General features: G+C 41.0%; 14 protein-coding genes and 1 pseudogene. 2 read left to right on the top strand and 13 right to left on the bottom strand.

Annotated elements, in window-relative coordinates; all coding sequences use genetic code 11:
• The first annotated feature begins 245 nt into the window (after positions 1-245).
• Positions 246-1145, top strand: coding sequence for a hypothetical protein (locus tag ACTNC6_RS07140; RefSeq protein WP_441043668.1), 900 nt, complete (start codon positions 246-248; stop codon positions 1143-1145).
• Between the two features lie 200 nt (positions 1146-1345).
• Here ACTNC6_RS07140 and ACTNC6_RS07135 read toward each other — a convergent pair whose 3' ends face one another.
• A complete protein-coding gene (locus tag ACTNC6_RS07135) occupies positions 1346-2290 on the bottom strand; it encodes an Rpn family recombination-promoting nuclease/putative transposase (RefSeq protein ID WP_441043666.1) in 945 nt (314 codons plus the stop codon).
• Positions 2291-2741: 451 nt separating this feature from the next.
• On the opposite strand from ACTNC6_RS07135, the pseudogene ACTNC6_RS07130 reads away from it, so the two are divergent.
• Positions 2742-3266 (top strand): annotated as a pseudogene (locus ACTNC6_RS07130) (IS66 family transposase); the annotation flags it as partial.
• A gap of 307 nt (positions 3267-3573) precedes the next feature.
• Here the strand turns inward: ACTNC6_RS07130 and ACTNC6_RS07125 are convergent.
• The 12 genes from ACTNC6_RS07125 to ACTNC6_RS07070 all read right to left on the bottom strand — a co-directional run bounded on the left by ACTNC6_RS07125 (position 3574) and on the right by ACTNC6_RS07070 (position 17998).
• On the bottom strand, positions 3574-4476 hold the full coding sequence (locus ACTNC6_RS07125) for an Rpn family recombination-promoting nuclease/putative transposase (RefSeq protein ID WP_441043665.1): 903 nt from the start codon (positions 4474-4476) through the stop codon (positions 3574-3576).
• A 250-nt stretch (positions 4477-4726) separates the two neighbouring features.
• On the bottom strand, positions 4727-5023 hold the full coding sequence (locus ACTNC6_RS07120; RefSeq protein WP_441043663.1) for a hypothetical protein: 297 nt from the start codon (positions 5021-5023) through the stop codon (positions 4727-4729).
• Between the two features lie 224 nt (positions 5024-5247).
• Complete coding sequence (locus ACTNC6_RS07115; protein ID WP_441043661.1) at positions 5248-5448, bottom strand: hypothetical protein; 201 nt, start codon at positions 5446-5448, stop codon at positions 5248-5250.
• A 292-nt stretch (positions 5449-5740) separates the two neighbouring features.
• Positions 5741-8134 carry a pilus assembly FimT family protein gene (locus tag ACTNC6_RS07110; protein WP_441043659.1) on the bottom strand — a complete coding sequence of 798 codons (2394 nt, stop codon included), beginning with the start codon at positions 8132-8134 and terminating at the stop codon, positions 5741-5743.
• A 28-nt stretch (positions 8135-8162) separates the two neighbouring features.
• Positions 8163-8762, bottom strand: a complete 600-nt coding sequence (locus ACTNC6_RS07105; protein ID WP_441043657.1) for a pilus assembly FimT family protein — start codon at positions 8760-8762, stop codon at positions 8163-8165.
• A 40-nt stretch (positions 8763-8802) separates the two neighbouring features.
• On the bottom strand, positions 8803-11283 hold the full coding sequence (locus ACTNC6_RS07100) for a type IV pilus modification PilV family protein (protein WP_441043655.1): 2481 nt from the start codon (positions 11281-11283) through the stop codon (positions 8803-8805).
• Between the two features lie 17 nt (positions 11284-11300).
• Complete coding sequence (locus ACTNC6_RS07095; RefSeq protein WP_441043653.1) at positions 11301-12965, bottom strand: type IV pilus modification PilV family protein; 1665 nt, start codon at positions 12963-12965, stop codon at positions 11301-11303.
• A 92-nt stretch (positions 12966-13057) separates the two neighbouring features.
• Entirely contained in the window at positions 13058-14008 is a 951-nt protein-coding gene (locus ACTNC6_RS07090; RefSeq protein ID WP_441043651.1) for a hypothetical protein, read from the bottom strand.
• A gap of 12 nt (positions 14009-14020) precedes the next feature.
• Positions 14021-15649 (bottom strand): pilus assembly protein PilM, encoded by a 1629-nt coding sequence (pilM, locus tag ACTNC6_RS07085; RefSeq protein WP_441043649.1) that lies wholly within the window; start codon positions 15647-15649, stop codon positions 14021-14023.
• Between the two features lie 401 nt (positions 15650-16050).
• On the bottom strand, positions 16051-16788 hold the full coding sequence (locus ACTNC6_RS07080) for a prepilin peptidase (RefSeq protein ID WP_441043786.1): 738 nt from the start codon (positions 16786-16788) through the stop codon (positions 16051-16053).
• Positions 16789-16860: 72 nt separating this feature from the next.
• Entirely contained in the window at positions 16861-17397 is a 537-nt protein-coding gene (locus ACTNC6_RS07075; protein WP_441043647.1) for a type IV pilin protein, read from the bottom strand.
• A 94-nt stretch (positions 17398-17491) separates the two neighbouring features.
• Complete coding sequence (locus tag ACTNC6_RS07070) at positions 17492-17998, bottom strand: type IV pilin protein (protein ID WP_441043646.1); 507 nt, start codon at positions 17996-17998, stop codon at positions 17492-17494.
• Positions 17999-18317: the final 319 nt, after the last annotated feature.

Here is an 18317-nt window from a genome sequence, read left to right as displayed (position 1 = left end):
TAGTATATGCGCAATGTGCCAAAAAGTCAACTCAAAAATAATGGGTGTATTATAACCAGAAAAAAACGTTCCAGTCTGTGACTCAGTTAGATTTTTATACTTTCTTTAGAAAACTTTTAAAACAAATTTCGTTTCTTTATTTTCCCGACAGGGGGTGCGACCCCAAGCATCCCCTAGATGCCAGCTGGGGTATTAACAAAACGACCGGCGAGAAAGAACCTGAGGATCTTGTATTTACCCGGCAAATGGCTGCCCTTTACAATAAAGATGCCTATGACGGAAAAGAACGCGTACTTGAGATACATTTTACCGATTTGGATCATACGTATCAGATTCGACTTAACCAGACTGGAAGCCAGATTTTTACAGATGGAAGCCTTTCTCCAACTACTCGCATCGATACACCTTTTTCTGTATGGTCAGCTATTTCTCGTGGAGAAATTGGTGGCGCAGAAGCATTGGGAAAACAGATGTATGCGGTATCCGGCGATTTCTCCTTAATGATCAATTGGGATAAATTCTTTGGAAACACATCTGCGGTTAAAAATCCTGAGAAAAAATCCCCAAACATGATTGAGAAGAAAAATCCTTCTATGATGACAATGCTTATACCATGGATTGCCTTTTGGACTGCTGTTTCTATCACTCCTAAAGTGGGGGCTTTGATAGCTCTTATCGTAGTGGCAGCCATACCGTTTATTATGAGAAATCATGAATTTGAGATCTGGGATCAACTCTCTATGATAGCCGTTGCTGTACTTTCCGCAGCAGCAAATGTAACCGGGAATGGAGATATTCCTACAAATATAGGATATCTTGTGTTTGGATTGTTCTGGCTGCTTTCATGCCTGACAAAAGAACCTTTATGCGCTGCTTATGTAAAATACAATTATGGTGGTGAAAGTGCACATCAAAACCCTCTCTTCATGAAGACAAATTATATTCTTGCAGCGGCATGGGGATTGTTATATGTACTGACAGCAGTCTGGACCTTTCTGCTTAGAGGAGCCGGGTTTGGAAATCTGCTTATCATTGTAAACAATTTAATTCCAATTTTGATGGGATTTTTTACAATATGGTTCGAAAAATGGTATCCCGCAAAGATGGCAAGAGGCAAGAGAAAAGAAGAAAACTCTGCCTTATAAACATGATCCCGATTGACCTCATATAGCATAGGTTCTATTACAGTCATCTATAGCCATGATTCGACTTGATTTTATATAACATAATCGCTGTTGCAGTCAACCAGAAAGATGATTCAATTTGACTATATATAATGAAAGTACAATCTAACAGAAAGTCACAGGCTGGGTAGGCTCCAGTCTGTGACTTTATTAGAGAAATTTTATTTAGTCTCAGTCGGTTTACATTGCAGAAGCGCTTCCAGTTCAGCAACTCTTTTAAGTGCTTCTGCCGTCTCATTCTGGGCTTTTATTTTTTCTTCTTCAGCAATCATCCTTGCTTTTTCAGCTTCGTCCCTTACATTTTCAGCTTCATCCCTTGCTTTTTCAGCAGAATCTGCTCTCTGGCGTTCTCTTTCTGTATTTTTGCGTTCAGCTGCCTGACCTTTTTCATACATGATCGTATCTCTCTCAAATCCCTTCATATAACTCAAAGACACCTCCCCGTCCCGCTTCACGATATCCACCATCTTCTGGATATCCTTCAGTGTATCATTTACGGCATTTGTCTGGGTTGTGTTCTCCATATACTTTAAAAACTGCCGGAGCTCTTCGGATATGTCATCACCTTTTGTTCCCTTAGTATACAATACGGTTGTCTGAGCACCATCATCGTATGGCATTTCCGGTTCTTCCACACACATATTTCGTATTGTATATTTCACTCTGTCGTAACCAAAAGGATCGTAATTACAGATAAAGATCACGTATACTCTCTTTAACTTTCCAAAATCCTCTCCCGATTTCAGGCTGCGGCTGTCTATGATAGCATGATAAAAGCGGATTCTCTGTGGAAATGCGGCAATATACTTTGCCTTATCATTCTTATCCGGCTCCAGGTCATAAATAGATGCATCCTCTGACGCATCTATCTCGGCGCTGTCATCGCTTTCTACATAAACATCCAGCCGGGCTCCCCGCAAATCCGTATTCAATCCCCCATAGGATTTCTGTGCGATCACTTTCAGATTTCGAAACTCCTTGTTAAACAGAAGTTTCAGGATCTTTCGTGTAAACTTCTCTCCCATTTCAGGATATGTCATCATGGCATTGAAGAGAAAATCATCCAGCAGGTTCAACTCTTCCAGTTTTTTTCTTTCATTCTGCATCTGCATGCTCCTTTCCTTATGATGGAGGAAACAGCATCGTTTCTACAGAATTTATATGTGCCGTTGTACTGTTTCCACCATATTTATTTCAGTTTCATATGTGGAATCAGATTGACCGAACGGCCTTAGAACTTTCCCAGATATGTAATTTTAGTGTAGCAAATGATGACTGGCGTGTCAACCACAGAATAAAGAAAGCCACAGGCTGAGTGGGTGCCAGTCTGTGACTCAGTTAGATTTTTATACTTTCTTTAGAAAACTTTTAAAGCAAATTTCGTTTCTTTATTTTCCCGACAGGGGGTGCGACCCCAATGTCGGATTATTTTCCCGACAGAGGGTGCGACCCCAACTGGTACTTTAGGAAGCCACAGGCTGAGTGGGTCCAGTCTGTGGCTCAGTTAGATTTTTATACTTTCTTTAGAAAACTTTTAAAACAAATTTCGTTTCTTTATTTTCCCGACAGGGGGTGCGACCCCGTCAGGGCTGTAACCGCCTGTTCGCCATAGAGGATTCCATTAACAAAAAATATCCCGGTGATTATGAAAAGCGTAAGCAGCTGCGTCTCGAGAAGGAAAAATCTGTTCTGGAGGCTTTCTGGTCGTGGCTTGAGCAGCAAAAGCCAGTCCGGAATACCCGCATGGATAAAGCAGTGAATTATGTCCTTAACCGTCGGGAAACAGCAGAGACATATCTGGAGGATGGCCGCTGCAGCTTCACAAACAATCTCAGCGAGAACGCGATCCGTCCATTTGCAGTCGGCCGGAAGAACTGGCTGTTCAGTGATTCTGTAGAAGGAGCCAATGCCAGTGCTGTAGTTTATACAATGGTTGAGATGGCAAAGGCGCATGACCTGAATGTTTACAGATATCTGAAATTTCTGCTGGACCATCGGCCAACGAAAGAGATGACCGATAATCAGCTCGCAGAGCTTGCACCTTGGAGTGAAAAACTCCAATCTATCAAAAATCGCATGTGAATTATAGTGAATTACTCCAACTCGCAAAGGGCTGGGGTAATTTTATATCTGACCGCATTATTATTTGGCGGTTACGTAGCAAATGATGGCTGGCGTGTCAACCACAGAATAAAGAAAGCCACAGGCTGAGTGGGTGCCAGTCTGTGACTCAGTTAGATTTTTATACTTTCTTTAGAAAACTTTTAAAGCAAATTTCGTTTCTTTATTTTCCCGACAGGGGGTGCGACCCCGCCAGGTCCCCCGGCTCATTTACTGCAAAAAGCCACAGGCTGGGTGGGTGCCAGTCTGTGGCTTTATTGGAGAAATTCTATTTAGTCTCAGTCGGTTTACATTGCAGAAGTTTCTCCAGTTCAGCTACTCTTTTAAGTGCTTCTGTGGTTTCTTTTTGTGCTTTCATTTTTTCTTTTTCGGCTTCATCCCTTGCTTTTTCAGCAGAATCTGCTCTCTGGCGTTCTCTTTCTGTATTTTTGCGTTCAGCTGCCTGACCTTTTTCATACATGATCGTATCTCTCTCAAATCCCTTCATATAGCTTAACGACACCTCCCCGTCCCGCTTCACGATATCCACCATTTTCTGGATATCCTTCAGTGTATCATTTACGGCATTTGTCTGGGTTGTATTCTCCATATACTTTAAAAACTGCCGGAGCTCTTCGGATATGTCATCACCCTTTGTACCCTTAGTATACAATACGGTTGTCTGAGCACCATCATCGTATGGCATTTCCGGTTCTTCCACACACATATTTCGTATTGTATATTTCACTCTGTCGTAACCAAAAGGATCGTAATTACAAATAAAGATTACGTATACTCTCTTTAACTTTCCAAAATCCTCTCCCGATTTCAGGCTGCGGCTGTCTATGATGGCATGATAAAAACGGATTCTCTGTGGAAATGCGGCAATATACTTTGCTCTATCGTTTTTATCCGGCTCCAGGTCATAAATAGATGCATCCTCTGACGCATCTATCTCAGCGCTGTCATCACTTTCTACATAAACATCCAGCCGGGCTCCACGCAGATCCGTATTCAATCCCCCATAGGATTTCTGTGCAATCACTTTCAGATTTCGAAATTCCTTATTAAACAAAAGTTTCAGAATCTTTCGTGTAAACTTCTCTCCCATTTCAGGATATGTCATCATGGCATTGAAGAGAAAATCATCCAGCAGGTTTAGCTCTTCCAGTTTTTTTCTTTCATTCTGCATCTGCATGCTCCTTTCCTTATGATGGAGGAAGCAGCATCGTTTCTACAGAATTTATATGTGCCGTTGTACTGTTTCCACCATATTTATTTTCGCTTCATATGTGGAATCAGATTGACCGAACGGCCTTAGAACTTTCCCAGATATGTAATTTTAGTGTAGCAAATGATGGCCGGTGTGTCAACCAGGGAATGAAGAAAGCCACAGACTGGGTGGTACCAGTCTGTGACTCAGTTAGATTTTTATACTTTCTTTAGAGAACTTTTAAAATAAATTTCGTTTCTTTATTTTCCCGACAGAGGGTGCGACCCCGCCAGGGTCCCCTGAAATGATCTTCTCGGAGTAGCATCGTCAGCAGAGCGCAGCAGAGGTCATAATCTGATCCGGGAAGACGTTCCAATTCTATATTACAGTTGATTGGTTCGGTGATGAGGTAATCACCGTAGCTTGATTTTATATCTCCGATTCTTTCCAGTGCCTTGTAGTATTCGGATACGGAAGAAGTGGACGTAAGTTGCCGAAGAATCATACATTTTTCTGAGTTTTTCATGAAGTTCCCCTCTTGTCTGTAAGTAATTTTATAATATGCATTATATCATAAAAAATATGTAAAAGGTAAAATAACCAGTCTGTAGCCCGACAAGGGGTGCGACCCCGCCAGGTCCCTAAATCAACAAATGCAGCAAATGATGGCCTGTGTGTCAAGCACGGAATGAAGAAAGCCACAGGCTGGGTGGTGCCAGTCTGTGGCTCAGTTAGATTTTTATACTTTCTTTAGAAAACTTTTAAAACAAATTTCGTTTCTTTATTTTCCCGACAGGGGGTGCGACCCCGCCAGATCGTTTTTAACGATGGAGATTCTGATCTATAGTTTTGTCTACCGATTTCATATATAAGTGCCGTCTCCATTTTATCGCCATCAACAACAGAATAACATATCTCATTTTTTTTAATTGCAATACCTAAACATCTCATTTTCTTCCTCCCTCAAAAATCACAGTTCTCCGACGCAGAATCGTACCTCAATGTCAGATACTGTAACCATTTTTCTATACCAATAACCAACAGAATCAATAGCTTTTAGTAGACAGATTCCCGGTCTGTTTGCCATGCCTAAATCCTTCAATCTAAGCCACAATACGAGAACTGGCTATTAACTTCTATTACTTATCGGTAATAATAAGTATAACACGCTTCTTATCTTAACGCTATCTTACTGACATTAGGGTGCGCCCCCACCAGGCTCGCGACATCCAACCGGCTTTTATTAATTTTCAGATGACACTTCCATAGAAGTCACATAATTTGGATTAAGCATTTTTACCAGAAATGGCATTTGCGCTAATTCTGCAACAATTTTCAGATTATCATTATCCGGTAATAATGATTTTAAAGTAAATGCAGTCAACCACTGATCATATGTTTCTTTTTCAAAATAATTTGAATGCGATTCCAATATTCCTTTCCAATGTATCCAAGTGTTCTTATCTCCGTTCATAATGTTAGGTATAACTTCTGCTCTCGAAGTATATGTCCCATTACTATTTTTTTGTGGACTTTTTATATTCACATTTATTGCCGGAATATACCGTTCACCTACTTTAAGTGTCGGCGGAATTGTTGAAATGCTAATCCCTGTTATTACGCTTACCGTTTTTTCTGCATACGCCTCCAACTCAATCGGAGACGCATGGTCCCAAGTAGTATGTTTAGTGTATTTAGCCCATATCACAAAACCTTCTGAATTTTCTCCTACTGTAAAAGTATACTTCATTGATAACGCTCCTGCCGAACTATTATTCATCGGTTCTAGTTTAATACTATCATCACCTTTAATCCCCCACTCTATAGTTTCATATGATTGGTAAAAACCAACTCCTTCAATTTTAAACTGAAAATCCTGGTACTCATCTACTCCACATTGATATTTTAGTCCTGGCGCAACCACATAAGCTAAATCTCCACCACTACTCTGAGGAGTATGTATTTCCCCACCTCCCTCACTTTCATCTACCGAAAAAGAAGTTACATCTTGTACTTGACCAATACCATTTCTGATTGTTAAATTAACAACAGCAGTTATTTTCCAACTTCCAACATCCGACTTTGCAAATGTTCCCTGTACTTGTTCACCTTGAATAAAATAATTAGCAGCATTTGTTGGTTTTGTTGTTACATTAATTGTTCGAGTTGTTTCGGTTTTCATTCCTCCTTCTTTATAAATACACTTCCACTCCTTATTCTGTCCAACTTCATATTCTCCTGACGGTTTCTCAATATCAATTCTCGCAATAGTAATTTCAATTGACGCATTCAATCCTGTTACAGTATCAGTTGCTGTTAATGTAACTTTTCCTGATGCAGTATCTTTTCCAGCGTTTGAATCTACAGTAAGTGTTTCACCATCAACTGTAATCAGTCCTGGTGTGGATGTCCATGTTAACGTGTATCCATCGGTTTTAACAGAGTTATCATCATATACCATTTCTGATTGAACTACTTGACTTAATTGATAACTTTGTCCTGCCCCCAATAGAGCGTATTGCGGTTTAAGTATTAACTGTCTCGGTACAGGTATTGGCGTTGGTGTAGGTGATGGCGTTTCTTTCGCATTAATCTTTATCGTCACAATCTGCGATTTTACCAACTGTCCTGCCGTACTTACTGCGCTTACCTGCACTTTGATGGAACCACTTCCATTATCACTGATTGTTAAACGACCGTTGGTGTGATCGTAAGATGGAAAGCTTCCGTTATCGCTGCTTTCAACTATTGTCCATGTTACGGTAGTTGGGTCAATGGTTCCGTTTCCGGTTAGACCGTAAGCCAGCATTATGGATTCTCCTGGATCCATGGATTCCGGGGCATTGATGATTTTAATTCCTACATCTGTTGCCTCTGCATTGTTAAATGCATCTGCCGGTTTTTTCAGATCTACATTATTTCTGAGACTTACGCTGTGTAATGTCTGAATCTGTTTATTTCCATTTTTTGTACTGAGCTGGAATCTTACAATTTTATCTGATTTTACCTTAGATACATCAGCACGAAAATCCAAAATTCCGGACGCTAAAACAGAACGTTCCACCAATATTTTTGCGTTTTTTCCTTTTACCGGTGTATCGCTTCCATCTGATATTGCATTTTCCTCAGACTCATCTGATAAAGCTTGAATATCAGTATCATTCTGATCCTCATTTTCCGAATTATCACTACTGCTTTGAGCCGTATACTCTCTGCGGCTGTAATAAATTTTTCCATCAGATGCCTGCCAGTCCAAAACATCATAGATATATTGACTGGTTCCATCATTGTTTTCATATTCATTACATGAAATGAAGGTTTTACTTCCGGTACTGTTTGTACCGCCTTTTTCCTTAATATCATTTTGGATTTCAGTTCCTATATTACTTCCGGAGCCATTCGCATAATAAAGGCTTCTGTTTGCATCAATAATCAGATCTTCAATTTTATCAAAAGTCTCCTGTGTTTCCATTTGAACTTTAGAATTACTGAAAGTATTTCTGTACACACCGGAACCAGTGCTAATAAACGTCAGTACTACTCCGGAAAAAATTGCAATGATGGCAACTGTCACAATCATTTCAATCAAAGTAAATCCTTTATTCTTTAATTTCCATGCTCTTCCTTTTGTTTTCATCGAATGCCTTCCTTCTTCCACTTCATTATTATGAAGCCCACCCTGATGTGATTTCATATTTTCCAGTGTGAATATCCATCTTGATCGTCTTAACTTTTCTGCCGCCCTGTACGATAATAGAAGTACAGTAGTTTCCCACTCTTGTAAGCGGAATATCGTTACCTTTATCCAATTCTGTCAAAATTGCTTTTTGAGTCCAGGTAGTTTCCTGCAGAGGAAGAAAGCCGCCTGTAGCACGGTCGTATGTAATTACAATACTGTCACCCGTGTTATCCATCTGATGAGTTACATTGTCATTCGTTACATAACTGATTAAAGTTCTGGCAGGTGCTATTTTCTCTGGCTGATCCTGTTTTACATTTGACTCATCGCCAACTTTGCCACGGTCAAGATAATAACTGATATAATATCCATCATCTAATTTCTCCAGCTTCATTTCACCTACCAGGCGGTTAGATGCTTCTATTTTGGTTTTATCCAGTGCGCTGGCAATGGAGTTTGCCGCTCTTTGCGCACGGAAACCCAAAATAGAATTAAGTGACGGAACCATGATTCCGAGAAGTATGGCAAATATCGTAACTGTAATAACCATTTCTACCAAGGTAAATCCTTTATTCTTCTGTCTCATTTCTGGTCTGCCTCCTTTTCGGGATACTAACTGATATTCGTTATTCTTTGTTCCATCTGTCATAAACAACACAATCTGCCAGATCATAAACATCAGATATATTTGCATTAGTACCTGCACTTGTGGATGAAGAATTTCCAAGAACATATTTGTCACCATCCCAGAAGAAATCCTGAGCCTTGGCACTCTCCCCATCCTCAAGAGAACTGATCTGAGCCTGGAAAACTTTTGCAGCCTCAAGAGGAGAAGATTCCAAAGTTGCACCATTACCAAGTGTCAGTGTTCCCTTTGACATTATAATCCCCTTGAAATGAACTCCATCTTCAATCTTAACATTTCCAGTACATACTACCAGTCGCAGTTTTTCTTCATCATTTTTAGTAATGTTTAAAGTCTGATTTGCTCCTGAAACAGTTACTTCCTTATCCACGCCATTTTCCTTTACTGTAAATGTGCTATTTTTACCGTTATGGTACATGATTGCCTTTAAACCACCATTATTCTCATCAGCAGTATACACATATTCTTTTGAACCATCATTAACGTTTGCCTCTATAAACTGAACCATCTTCTTCTCATTTACCAAATTATCAAACACACTTCTATTTGCATCTGTTTCATCGTGTGTCTTCTCATCGTCCTCTTTTACCTCGGTGTTAAGCAGATCACAGCTGGTGATCATTTTTCGGTTCAGAGCATACCAGGTATTCTGATAACCAATCTGATCCTGAAGCACTTTTGCATCCGGGCTCCCGGCACTGGTTGCCACTTCCATATTTCCAGTCTGTTTACTGCTGTCATAAGAAAGCACATTTCCATTCGTAACATAGCGTAAATATGCCTGTGGATCCATAATGTTAATTCCAGAACCATCACTTCCAAAATAGAACGACAGATACTGATCCATCTTTTCTTTTGTACCATTCAGATAAAAATACTGCATAAAGTCAGAAGCTTTCTGGCTATCTGTAAAGTTCAGATAAAAATATACAAATCCACCAGAATCATTATTATAAAATACTGTTTTTACAGGCTCATCAGGATTAACTCCGATTTCTCTAAGGGTCTTATTATTCCAGGATTCCACAGAAGTATCCCATTGAACAGACACCTGATCTTTTCCATTTTCTGCCAGATTCTTTCCTGTCAGATATGTAGTGTACTCGTCAAAAGTCATAGGGTTCGTCATGGCATTTCTGTCGTCAGTGGTCATATTGTCATTTCCAAGAATTTCTGTAGGCGCAAGATAAGCAAGTTGTGTTCCCTTCACAGTCAGACTTTCACCAGTCATAATATCCTGTGTATTTGTCTTCATAGTTCCTGACGGTACCTTTGAACTAGCGATATAGTTCTTTCCAGCCAGCATTAATTTCTTTAGTCCTGATAGATCAAGTGTGGTATTTTTTCCATTAATAGAAATAGCACTACTGAGATCAGCCGTTTTTACACCTTCCTGTCTATAAATAGGGCTAAATCTACAGGAATTATCCATAGCAGATTCATAAGAACCATATCCAAAATAACTACCGGAAAGTGTCACATTATTATTTTTGCCTGAAATTGTAAGGTCATCTGCAAAATAAGTAGAACCAGTTAAACTTACATTGTTCACTGAATCTGCATTTAATCCCTTTGCCCAGAAATTTACACCGGCACCAGTTGTAAACGTTGAATTCACTCCTACATCTACCGTACCTTTAGCTACCAATTTGTCTCCCAAACTGACATTAAGGCTTGCACTCGGACTTACAAGAATACTTGTGCCATTCCGATCCGAAAGCAGACCAGCATAAATGCTTCCTTCAATTGTTGACGCAGATCCCGCTGCCCCTTCACACACAATTCCCTGATTTGCCACAACAATCATATTCATAAGATCTGGCAATGTCGATGGCGTTGGAAACTGTACATCCGGAATTTTTAGCCGGATATCCGTCTCAATGATAGAAGCTCTTCCTTTGGGATCTACATAAATCACTTTCAAATTCTTAAGTGATACTCCGGATTTCTTACTGCTCTTCATTACCGGCTCTGTACCTGCAGGATTTGTAATAATCAATGATTCTGTAGAATCATCAATCTGCAGATCCACATAATTTCTCAGATACTGCAAACTATATCTGTTTTCGTTACCTGTAACATCGCCTTCACTGACAGTAATTTTAAGTTTCTTGACAAGCTCTTTGATAAATAAATCTTCGAAGTCACTCTGACGCTGTTTATCCAGAGAGATGTCTTCAAGTTTTGTATTCTTGTTATAAGTTTCCAAAACCTGTGTATATGCCTTGGACATGGCATCTCCCACATCCTGCTGCAGACCAGTTCTGATTTCTTCTATTGCCCTCTCTGCTGTGTAAAAGCTGTCTTTACCTTTCAGGTCCGTAACTTTCATATTAAAGTTCGAAAGAGCTATATACAAGACAAGCAATCCCAAAATTCCCACAAATGAAACTGCTATCAGAACTGTAAACAGCGAAAAACCTTTATTATGCTGTTTTTTTCTGTTGTTATTGTTACTCATCCATTCCTCCCGAAAGATTAATTTTCTTTTGATCCATCCAAAGTCGCTATTGGTTTTTCACCCTGAAAATTCTTAGCTGCAGCTCCTGCTTTATATACTTCTACTTTCACTGTATAAATCCTGTCTTCCTCTTCTCTGTCATCCAGACCATTATATTCCAGGATCTTTTTAGCTGCATTGTTGCTTACCTTTGCACCATTGTTTCCACTATCGTTCACTGCCTGATAGGTCAGGGACATCTGAGAAATTTTCGGTCGTTTCAATATCTCATCCATATCGCTGATGTTATAATCCAAGTTTGTACGAAGTTTTGTTACTGCACGGTAAAGACTGGGGTTGGTGTTCCAGTTTGATTTACCACGTGCCGCCGGATTTTCCAGAATTGTAAGAGACATGCGGTACATAGTTTCCTGTGCATAAGAAGGAATCTGGTTTGCCTCGTCTCGCTGCTTTGTTACATAGAAGTTTACTTCATAATTTGTTGTATTATCCAATACAATTTTATCATATGGATTCGTTGAACTCTTAGAATTGTAATTAGGATAATAAAACACAAACAGGTTCTTCAGACTCTCACCTGTTTCAGAACTGTAGAAAGGCACATAAGCACTTTTATATGTACAGAAGCATCCCTCTTTTATATTATCACTTTCTTCACCAGTTCCATTGCAGGGGCAAAAACTCATAGTTTCATAAGTACTTCCCCCCTCTTTTTTATAATTATAGGCACAAAGTGTATACTTTGCTTTTGCTTTTATTGTTCCATTATTTTCTTCAATTTTTATGTAAAGAGTTCTCCTCGTATTTTTATATACATCTTTCCAATCAAGCCGCTGTGGCTGTGGATGAGAGGCTTCGTACTCCGCTTTTCTCTGCTCATAGTCTTCCTTTGATTCCTCTGCGCCCTGAACAATATCCTGCTTTTCCTGCTCTTCCCACTTAGCTTTAGCATTCACCTCCTGAGCATTTACAAGCTGCTGCATAGCATTTTCATCCCATGTCTGAGGCATAATTAGAAATGCATTAGATTTTGTATCCAGCTTAGAAATATTCGGTGTCAGGTAATCATTCTTTCCCTCTTCACTGTTAGTAGTCGTTTTCTTTTTATATCCTGAACTCTGACTTCCATCAAAGGTTACCAATGCATCAAATGTCTCATGGTTATTGTTTACATTTGTAAGTTCAAAATAATATTTCGATTCATTATCTCCTGTGTTTCTTGGATTAAATTTATAGGTTTTACCGTTATCTGTGGAAATTACAGAGGCCGTTACATTTGATTTATCCACACCATCTGTGTATTTTCGCACAGAATTATAAACGACTGAATTGCTGTTATCTTTAGCTGCCAATACTTCTCTTATTCCCAGTTCATCGGCAGTGCCGCTGTTAATTCTGTTTTTCTGAGTATCAAGAAAAGTCAATCTAGATGAACCATAACTGTCTAAAGGATAATTAAATGCCAGAGATACTTCAGCAAATTTCTTTGCTTTAATTTCTTCCATAATGTTTTGCGCTACAGTAGTTGCTTCCAGGTAAAGGTTTGATTTCTTATTAATTCTGCTGGAAGTAACAAAGCTCTGCAGGAGTACGATTGCGGTGATGGAGAAGATACTGACTGCCACGATCACTTCCAGCAGGGTCATTCCTGTGTTGTCCTTGTGTAGTTTTTTTCTGTCCATTCTGCATGTACTCCTTTCCTGTTTTTCTATTCCTGTATATACAGCTTTAGAGGGGTTTTCTTTTCCCCTCTAAAGTGCTCTTATCTATGATATTACTGAGCTGCAGCTTCTGCACTCTGGGTAGAATCTGTTGTCTCGTCTGTTGGTGTCTGGGCCGCTTCCTGGTTCTGCTGTGCTTCGGTATCTGCAGCTACGGTCTCTGCCGCCTTTTTCTTACTCTTCTTGCTCTTTTTGGTGTTCTCTATGGTTCCGAAAATATTGTCGGTTCCGTAGACTGTGCTTCCTGCATCCGGTGCGGAGTAGCTGGTGCTGCCGCCGGTCATGGAGAAGATATTGATGGTCATGGTTCCTGTAAGATTTCCTGTGGAGGAATCAAAGGAAGCATTCACATTGTCCAGTGTCATCCTGCCGCTTTGGTCTGCCAGATATTTAACAGCCTCCTTCAGGCTTTTGTAGGTACCGCTGAACTGCACCGTATCCTGGGTGCGGTACAGTGCGGGAGTTCCTGTAGAATCGCCCTGAATGGTGGACTGTACGGAATTACTGGAATCTATGGTTGAATAGCCATCATTTCCCAGAGAGGAATCAGTGCCCTCGATCTGGTCAATCTGATCCTGGGTTTGTTGATTGCCCTGCTCCATCATGGTTTCCTGAGGAGCTTCTGTGCCATCTGCATTGGAGCCCCCATCCATAGAATATACAAAGGTTCTTTCTCCCAGGCTCACATTGGAAATGGTCATGTCCAGGGAATTCTCCATATTCATAGCCAGGACAATTCCGTCCTCTGAACGGACAGTATATGGAAACTGCTTGCAGTACTCATCGATCTCTGCCTGCATGGTCTCTGTGTCATTTACATACTGCTCCCGGTTCTGGGCCAGTTCCAGAAGCTGGCTCAGTCTCTCCTGGAGACTGTCATTATTTGCGGAAATCTGGGCAGCCTCTTCCATCTGCGGCTTATACACGAAAAGGAAAGATAAGACAAAAAGCAACACTCCCAGAAACATCAGTAATATTTTTTTATCGCGCATTGAAAGATTCATAAATTCTGTCTCCTATTCTGCATCATCAAGCAATGCCGGATTTCTGTATGTACAGGTTACAGACATGGTTACTGTTCCATCTTCACCTTCATCAATTCCCGTAGTAGTTACAGAGGAAAGACTGTCAAAGGTCCGCAGCTGGATCAGTGTATTGGCAGCCTCCGACTTGCTGGCCACTCTCATGGAAAAGCTTACCTGACTGCCTGTAGAGCTAAAGGTCTCCACCGTAATGCTGGAAGGCATTTTTTCCTCCATCTCCTGGATAAAAGCCTCCAGTCCCTCATTTGGGGTATTGGTATAAGCATACATGCTCTGGAAATTATCATACTGGGATTTAGCATTATTATAAGCTGCATACACATCCTCAATGCTCTGTTCCTCGGCAATTCTCTGGTTCAGCCTTTCCTGCTCATGGGTCTGGTAAATCCTTGCCCCCACTCCTGCCACTGCCAGAGCCACAGCCGCCAAAGCACCTACGCCAAAAACTACCCAGGCACCGCTTAAGGTTTCCTTCACTTCCTTCTGCTTCCGTCCGGTTTTCTCCATCAGGTTCAGTCCGGATTTCACAGGGTCCATCACTGCAATATAAAGGAAAAGTCCTTCATGCTTGTTTGTATCAGGCACGGAATATCTGGTAATCTTTGTGAGAAGCTCCACCTTCTGCCCCAGTTCCTGAGTCAGAAGCTCTGCCAGCCCCTGCACCTGACCGCCCATGCCACACAGAACAATACTTTCAAAATTCACATCCCCATTTCTGGAAATATAATAATCCATAATACGGGAAATATTTCCCACCAGATACCGAAGGCTCTCTGTCACTTCACTTTTTACAGTATCAGGCTCCTCCCCGATCTGGCCGTCCAGGGAAGGATAGATCCATTTTTTCTCTGACAGAAGCTGCAGCGCATCCTGAACCTCAAGCCTGTCACCAAACTGAGGAAAGCTGCGGATCGTTTCCACCGCACTCTCCATACCATAATTAATATTTCTCTGGAAACTAAGCTTACCATCCCTAATAATACTGATACCTGTATTCTCCAGCTCCACCTTGATCAGAATATGGGCACCGGAAGTATATTCCTCCTGTACTGTCTGATACACCGTATTTCCTGTAAAAGTAATTCCCGACAAAGTCAGTCCTGCGCTCTGGGCAAACTCATAATAGGCAGTGGAAATTGCCTTGGGAGATGCATACACCATCAGCCTGTACTGTCTCTCTTGGTCAGCAGCCTTTTTCTGCTCAGTCTCCTCGCCCTTTTTGCCTTTCTCTCCGGTGATCCCCAGAATTATATAGGACATAACATATTTGGTCACATCAATGGGAAAATAATCTGTTGCATTTGCTTCAATAATACTCTGGATCCGGCTTTTCTTTACCAGCGGAATCTGTACCTCCCTGCTGGCAATTCTGGTAGAACCGGTAACAAACCAAGCCTTCTTTGTGCGGATCCCCCGCTCATTCAGCTGCTGCCTCAAAAGCTCCCCCAGACCTTTGGTATCTCGGATCTGTCCATCCTCCACAGACCCCTGGGGAACAGGTACGCAAAAACACTGAAGCATCCGTCCCTTACGTCCGGAAATCTCCACCTCTCCCACTCTGATCTGTGTACTCTCAGCCTCAATACTCAACAAACGTGCCATCCTAAGTTCCTCCATCCAAGTACTCACTTCAAGAATGCCGTCGACATTCTTGCTACGAGATACGCATCATACATCCCATGACATGATGTTAGGGTCAAAAGGCATTTTGCCCCTAACTTGATATCTACGAATTGCTCCGCTGCAAAGCAGCTCCCGCAATTCTCAAACATTCGAAATCCGCTGATTTACTACGTAAATCGCTACTTTCTCATGTTTGGCGGGTCCCAAGTTCAAAAGTCTTATCGTGCAAGCACGAACGACTTTTTGACCTTTTGACCCTGATATCATGACATCTTTCTATTGCGCATCTCTGCAATCCTGCCGGAAGCAATAATATATTTTCAAATGCAAAAATACACTTCATCTAACGGAAATGTATTTTTGCAACTGAAAACACTGTGTCAAAGTCCCAGCAAGCCCAGATACCAGCCAATCCAGCTATTTCCCCACAAAGCCGCCAGCATCACGCCCACAGCCAGGTAAGGTCCCATAGCCAAAACCCGTCCGGCTCCCTGCACTTTAATACGGATCATATGAACCACCGAACCCACAATACAACCAACCAGAAAAGCCAGCAAAATCCGCTGCCATCCCAGAATCAGCCCACAGGCAAACATCATCTTCACATCACCGCCGCCAATAGCCGCACCGCCACTGACCAGATAAATCATCCCCAGCACCCCACTGACACAAACCATGCCAATCAAATGCCCAGCCAGACCACTCATCCCATCCAGCCCGGTAGCCACAACGCCCAGCACAAACAAAAAAACATTGATCCCAAAAGGAATCTCAAAAGTCCTCCAGTCAATCACACTCAACACAATCAGAGCAGACCCCATCAGACAATAAACAAAACTCACAACATTCAGCCCATTCACAACACAAATCACTACATAGAGGATGCCATTGACACCCTCTATGATAGGATATTGCGCCGAAATCTTAGCCTTACAAAACCGGCACTTCCCGCCCAACACGATCCAGGAAACCACCGGAACCATATCAAACCACCGCAGCTTCCCACCACAAACCATGCAGTGCGAAGGCGCCACCACCACCGACTCCCCAAGAGGAAGCCGGTAAATGCAGACATTTAAGAAACTGCCGATGACAATTCCGAATATAAAAACAATCATGTATGGAACGAGTTCCAGGAAAGTTAGCATAGGGTTTTCCTCTTTCAATAATTTAACAAATACTTAGAAATTCTATTTCGTACCATCTTTAACAGATTTAGGATCATAGTCAACAGTAACAGAGCCATCTGATTTTATACTTACTTTGGCTGCAATAGTACCAGTTGGCTTTTCTGTAAGAACCGTACCATCAGTTTTCCACTTTTTAGATTTAAGCTTAATTTCTGTAACACCACCAGTAGCAGAGAAATCATATCCTGTATATTCTTTAATGGCATCTTTCCAAGCGTTATTTTTATTTGTATCTGCAGCAGGAGCATTGGTAGCCGCAATAGTAGTTCCAGTTGCAGTCATTGTAATTGTATATGTTGCAACAGCATCTCCTGCTGGAATAACATTATAATCAGTATCTGCTGCTGCTACTTTAAATCCTTTAACAATATTCTCGAGATTACTTACATCTGCAGACTGTCTTGATTTTTCAACATATTTTGTATACTGAGGTGCAAGAATACCGACTAAAATTGCCAGAATAGCAACTACAATTACAAGTTCAACTAATGTGAAACCTTTGTTATCTTTTTTCTTTTTGTTAAATGACTTTAACATATTACTATCTCCTTACTTCATAGTTCATCGAGATAGTAACTTTCATTAAGCAAACAAAGAATCATTATGTACTCATCGAAAAGCTAAATTCCAATTAGTTTCCGCCACCAGTTGTGTTTCCGCCACCAGTTGCGTTTCCGCCAGCATCTGCAGGATTTGTTTCCTTTCCACCAATATATTCAGCAAATTCTTTTGGTTCATATGTAACTGTAACAGCCCCATCAGAGGTGATATTAATTGTTGCAGTAGGATTTTTCGTCCATTTTGCAGACTTTAACTTCATATTCGCATAATCTGGGCAATACTCCTCTAACGCAGGTTTCAATTGATTGTCAACAGTTACTTTGTCTTTTTCAAGCACAATTGTCTTTTTAGTAACTTCAGGAACTTCTTTTGTTCCATCAGCTGCATATACCTGAACTGCCTTCACCATTTCATCCATATTTGAAGCATCTGCAGACTTTCTAGACTTCTCAACATACTTCGTATACTGCGGTGCAAGTAAACCAACCAGGATAGCAAGAATGGCAATTACGATTACCAACTCAACCAGTGTAAATCCCTTATTATCTTTCTTCTTTTCTTTCAGAAATTTAAACATAACTCAATCTCCTTCAAAATTCATTCATTTCTATCGGATAGAGCCATGTCATGAGAAAGACCTGGGACGGTCTGGCAGACCTATAAATGACAGGTGACTGCAGACACAGAGCAACTCACATATTCAACTTTTCGATGAATACATAACTCTCCTGTTGCTTTCACCACGAATGTCACTATCCGATGATTGATTCAACGAGCGAGAACCCCATAGGGCTCTCCACCCCCCCAGTCTGTCCGAAAACCTTATTTTTAGGCATAAATTTAGCCCCTTTCCTTCATCTGTGACATTGAAAACTGAATAAAATACACAGGATGAA

Origin of the sequence: Blautia sp. HCP3S3_C4 (assembly GCF_052064095.1) — a bacterium.
Classification (GTDB): domain Bacteria; phylum Bacillota; class Clostridia; order Lachnospirales; family Lachnospiraceae; genus Blautia_A.
This window is presented reverse-complemented; position numbering and strand designations above follow the sequence as displayed.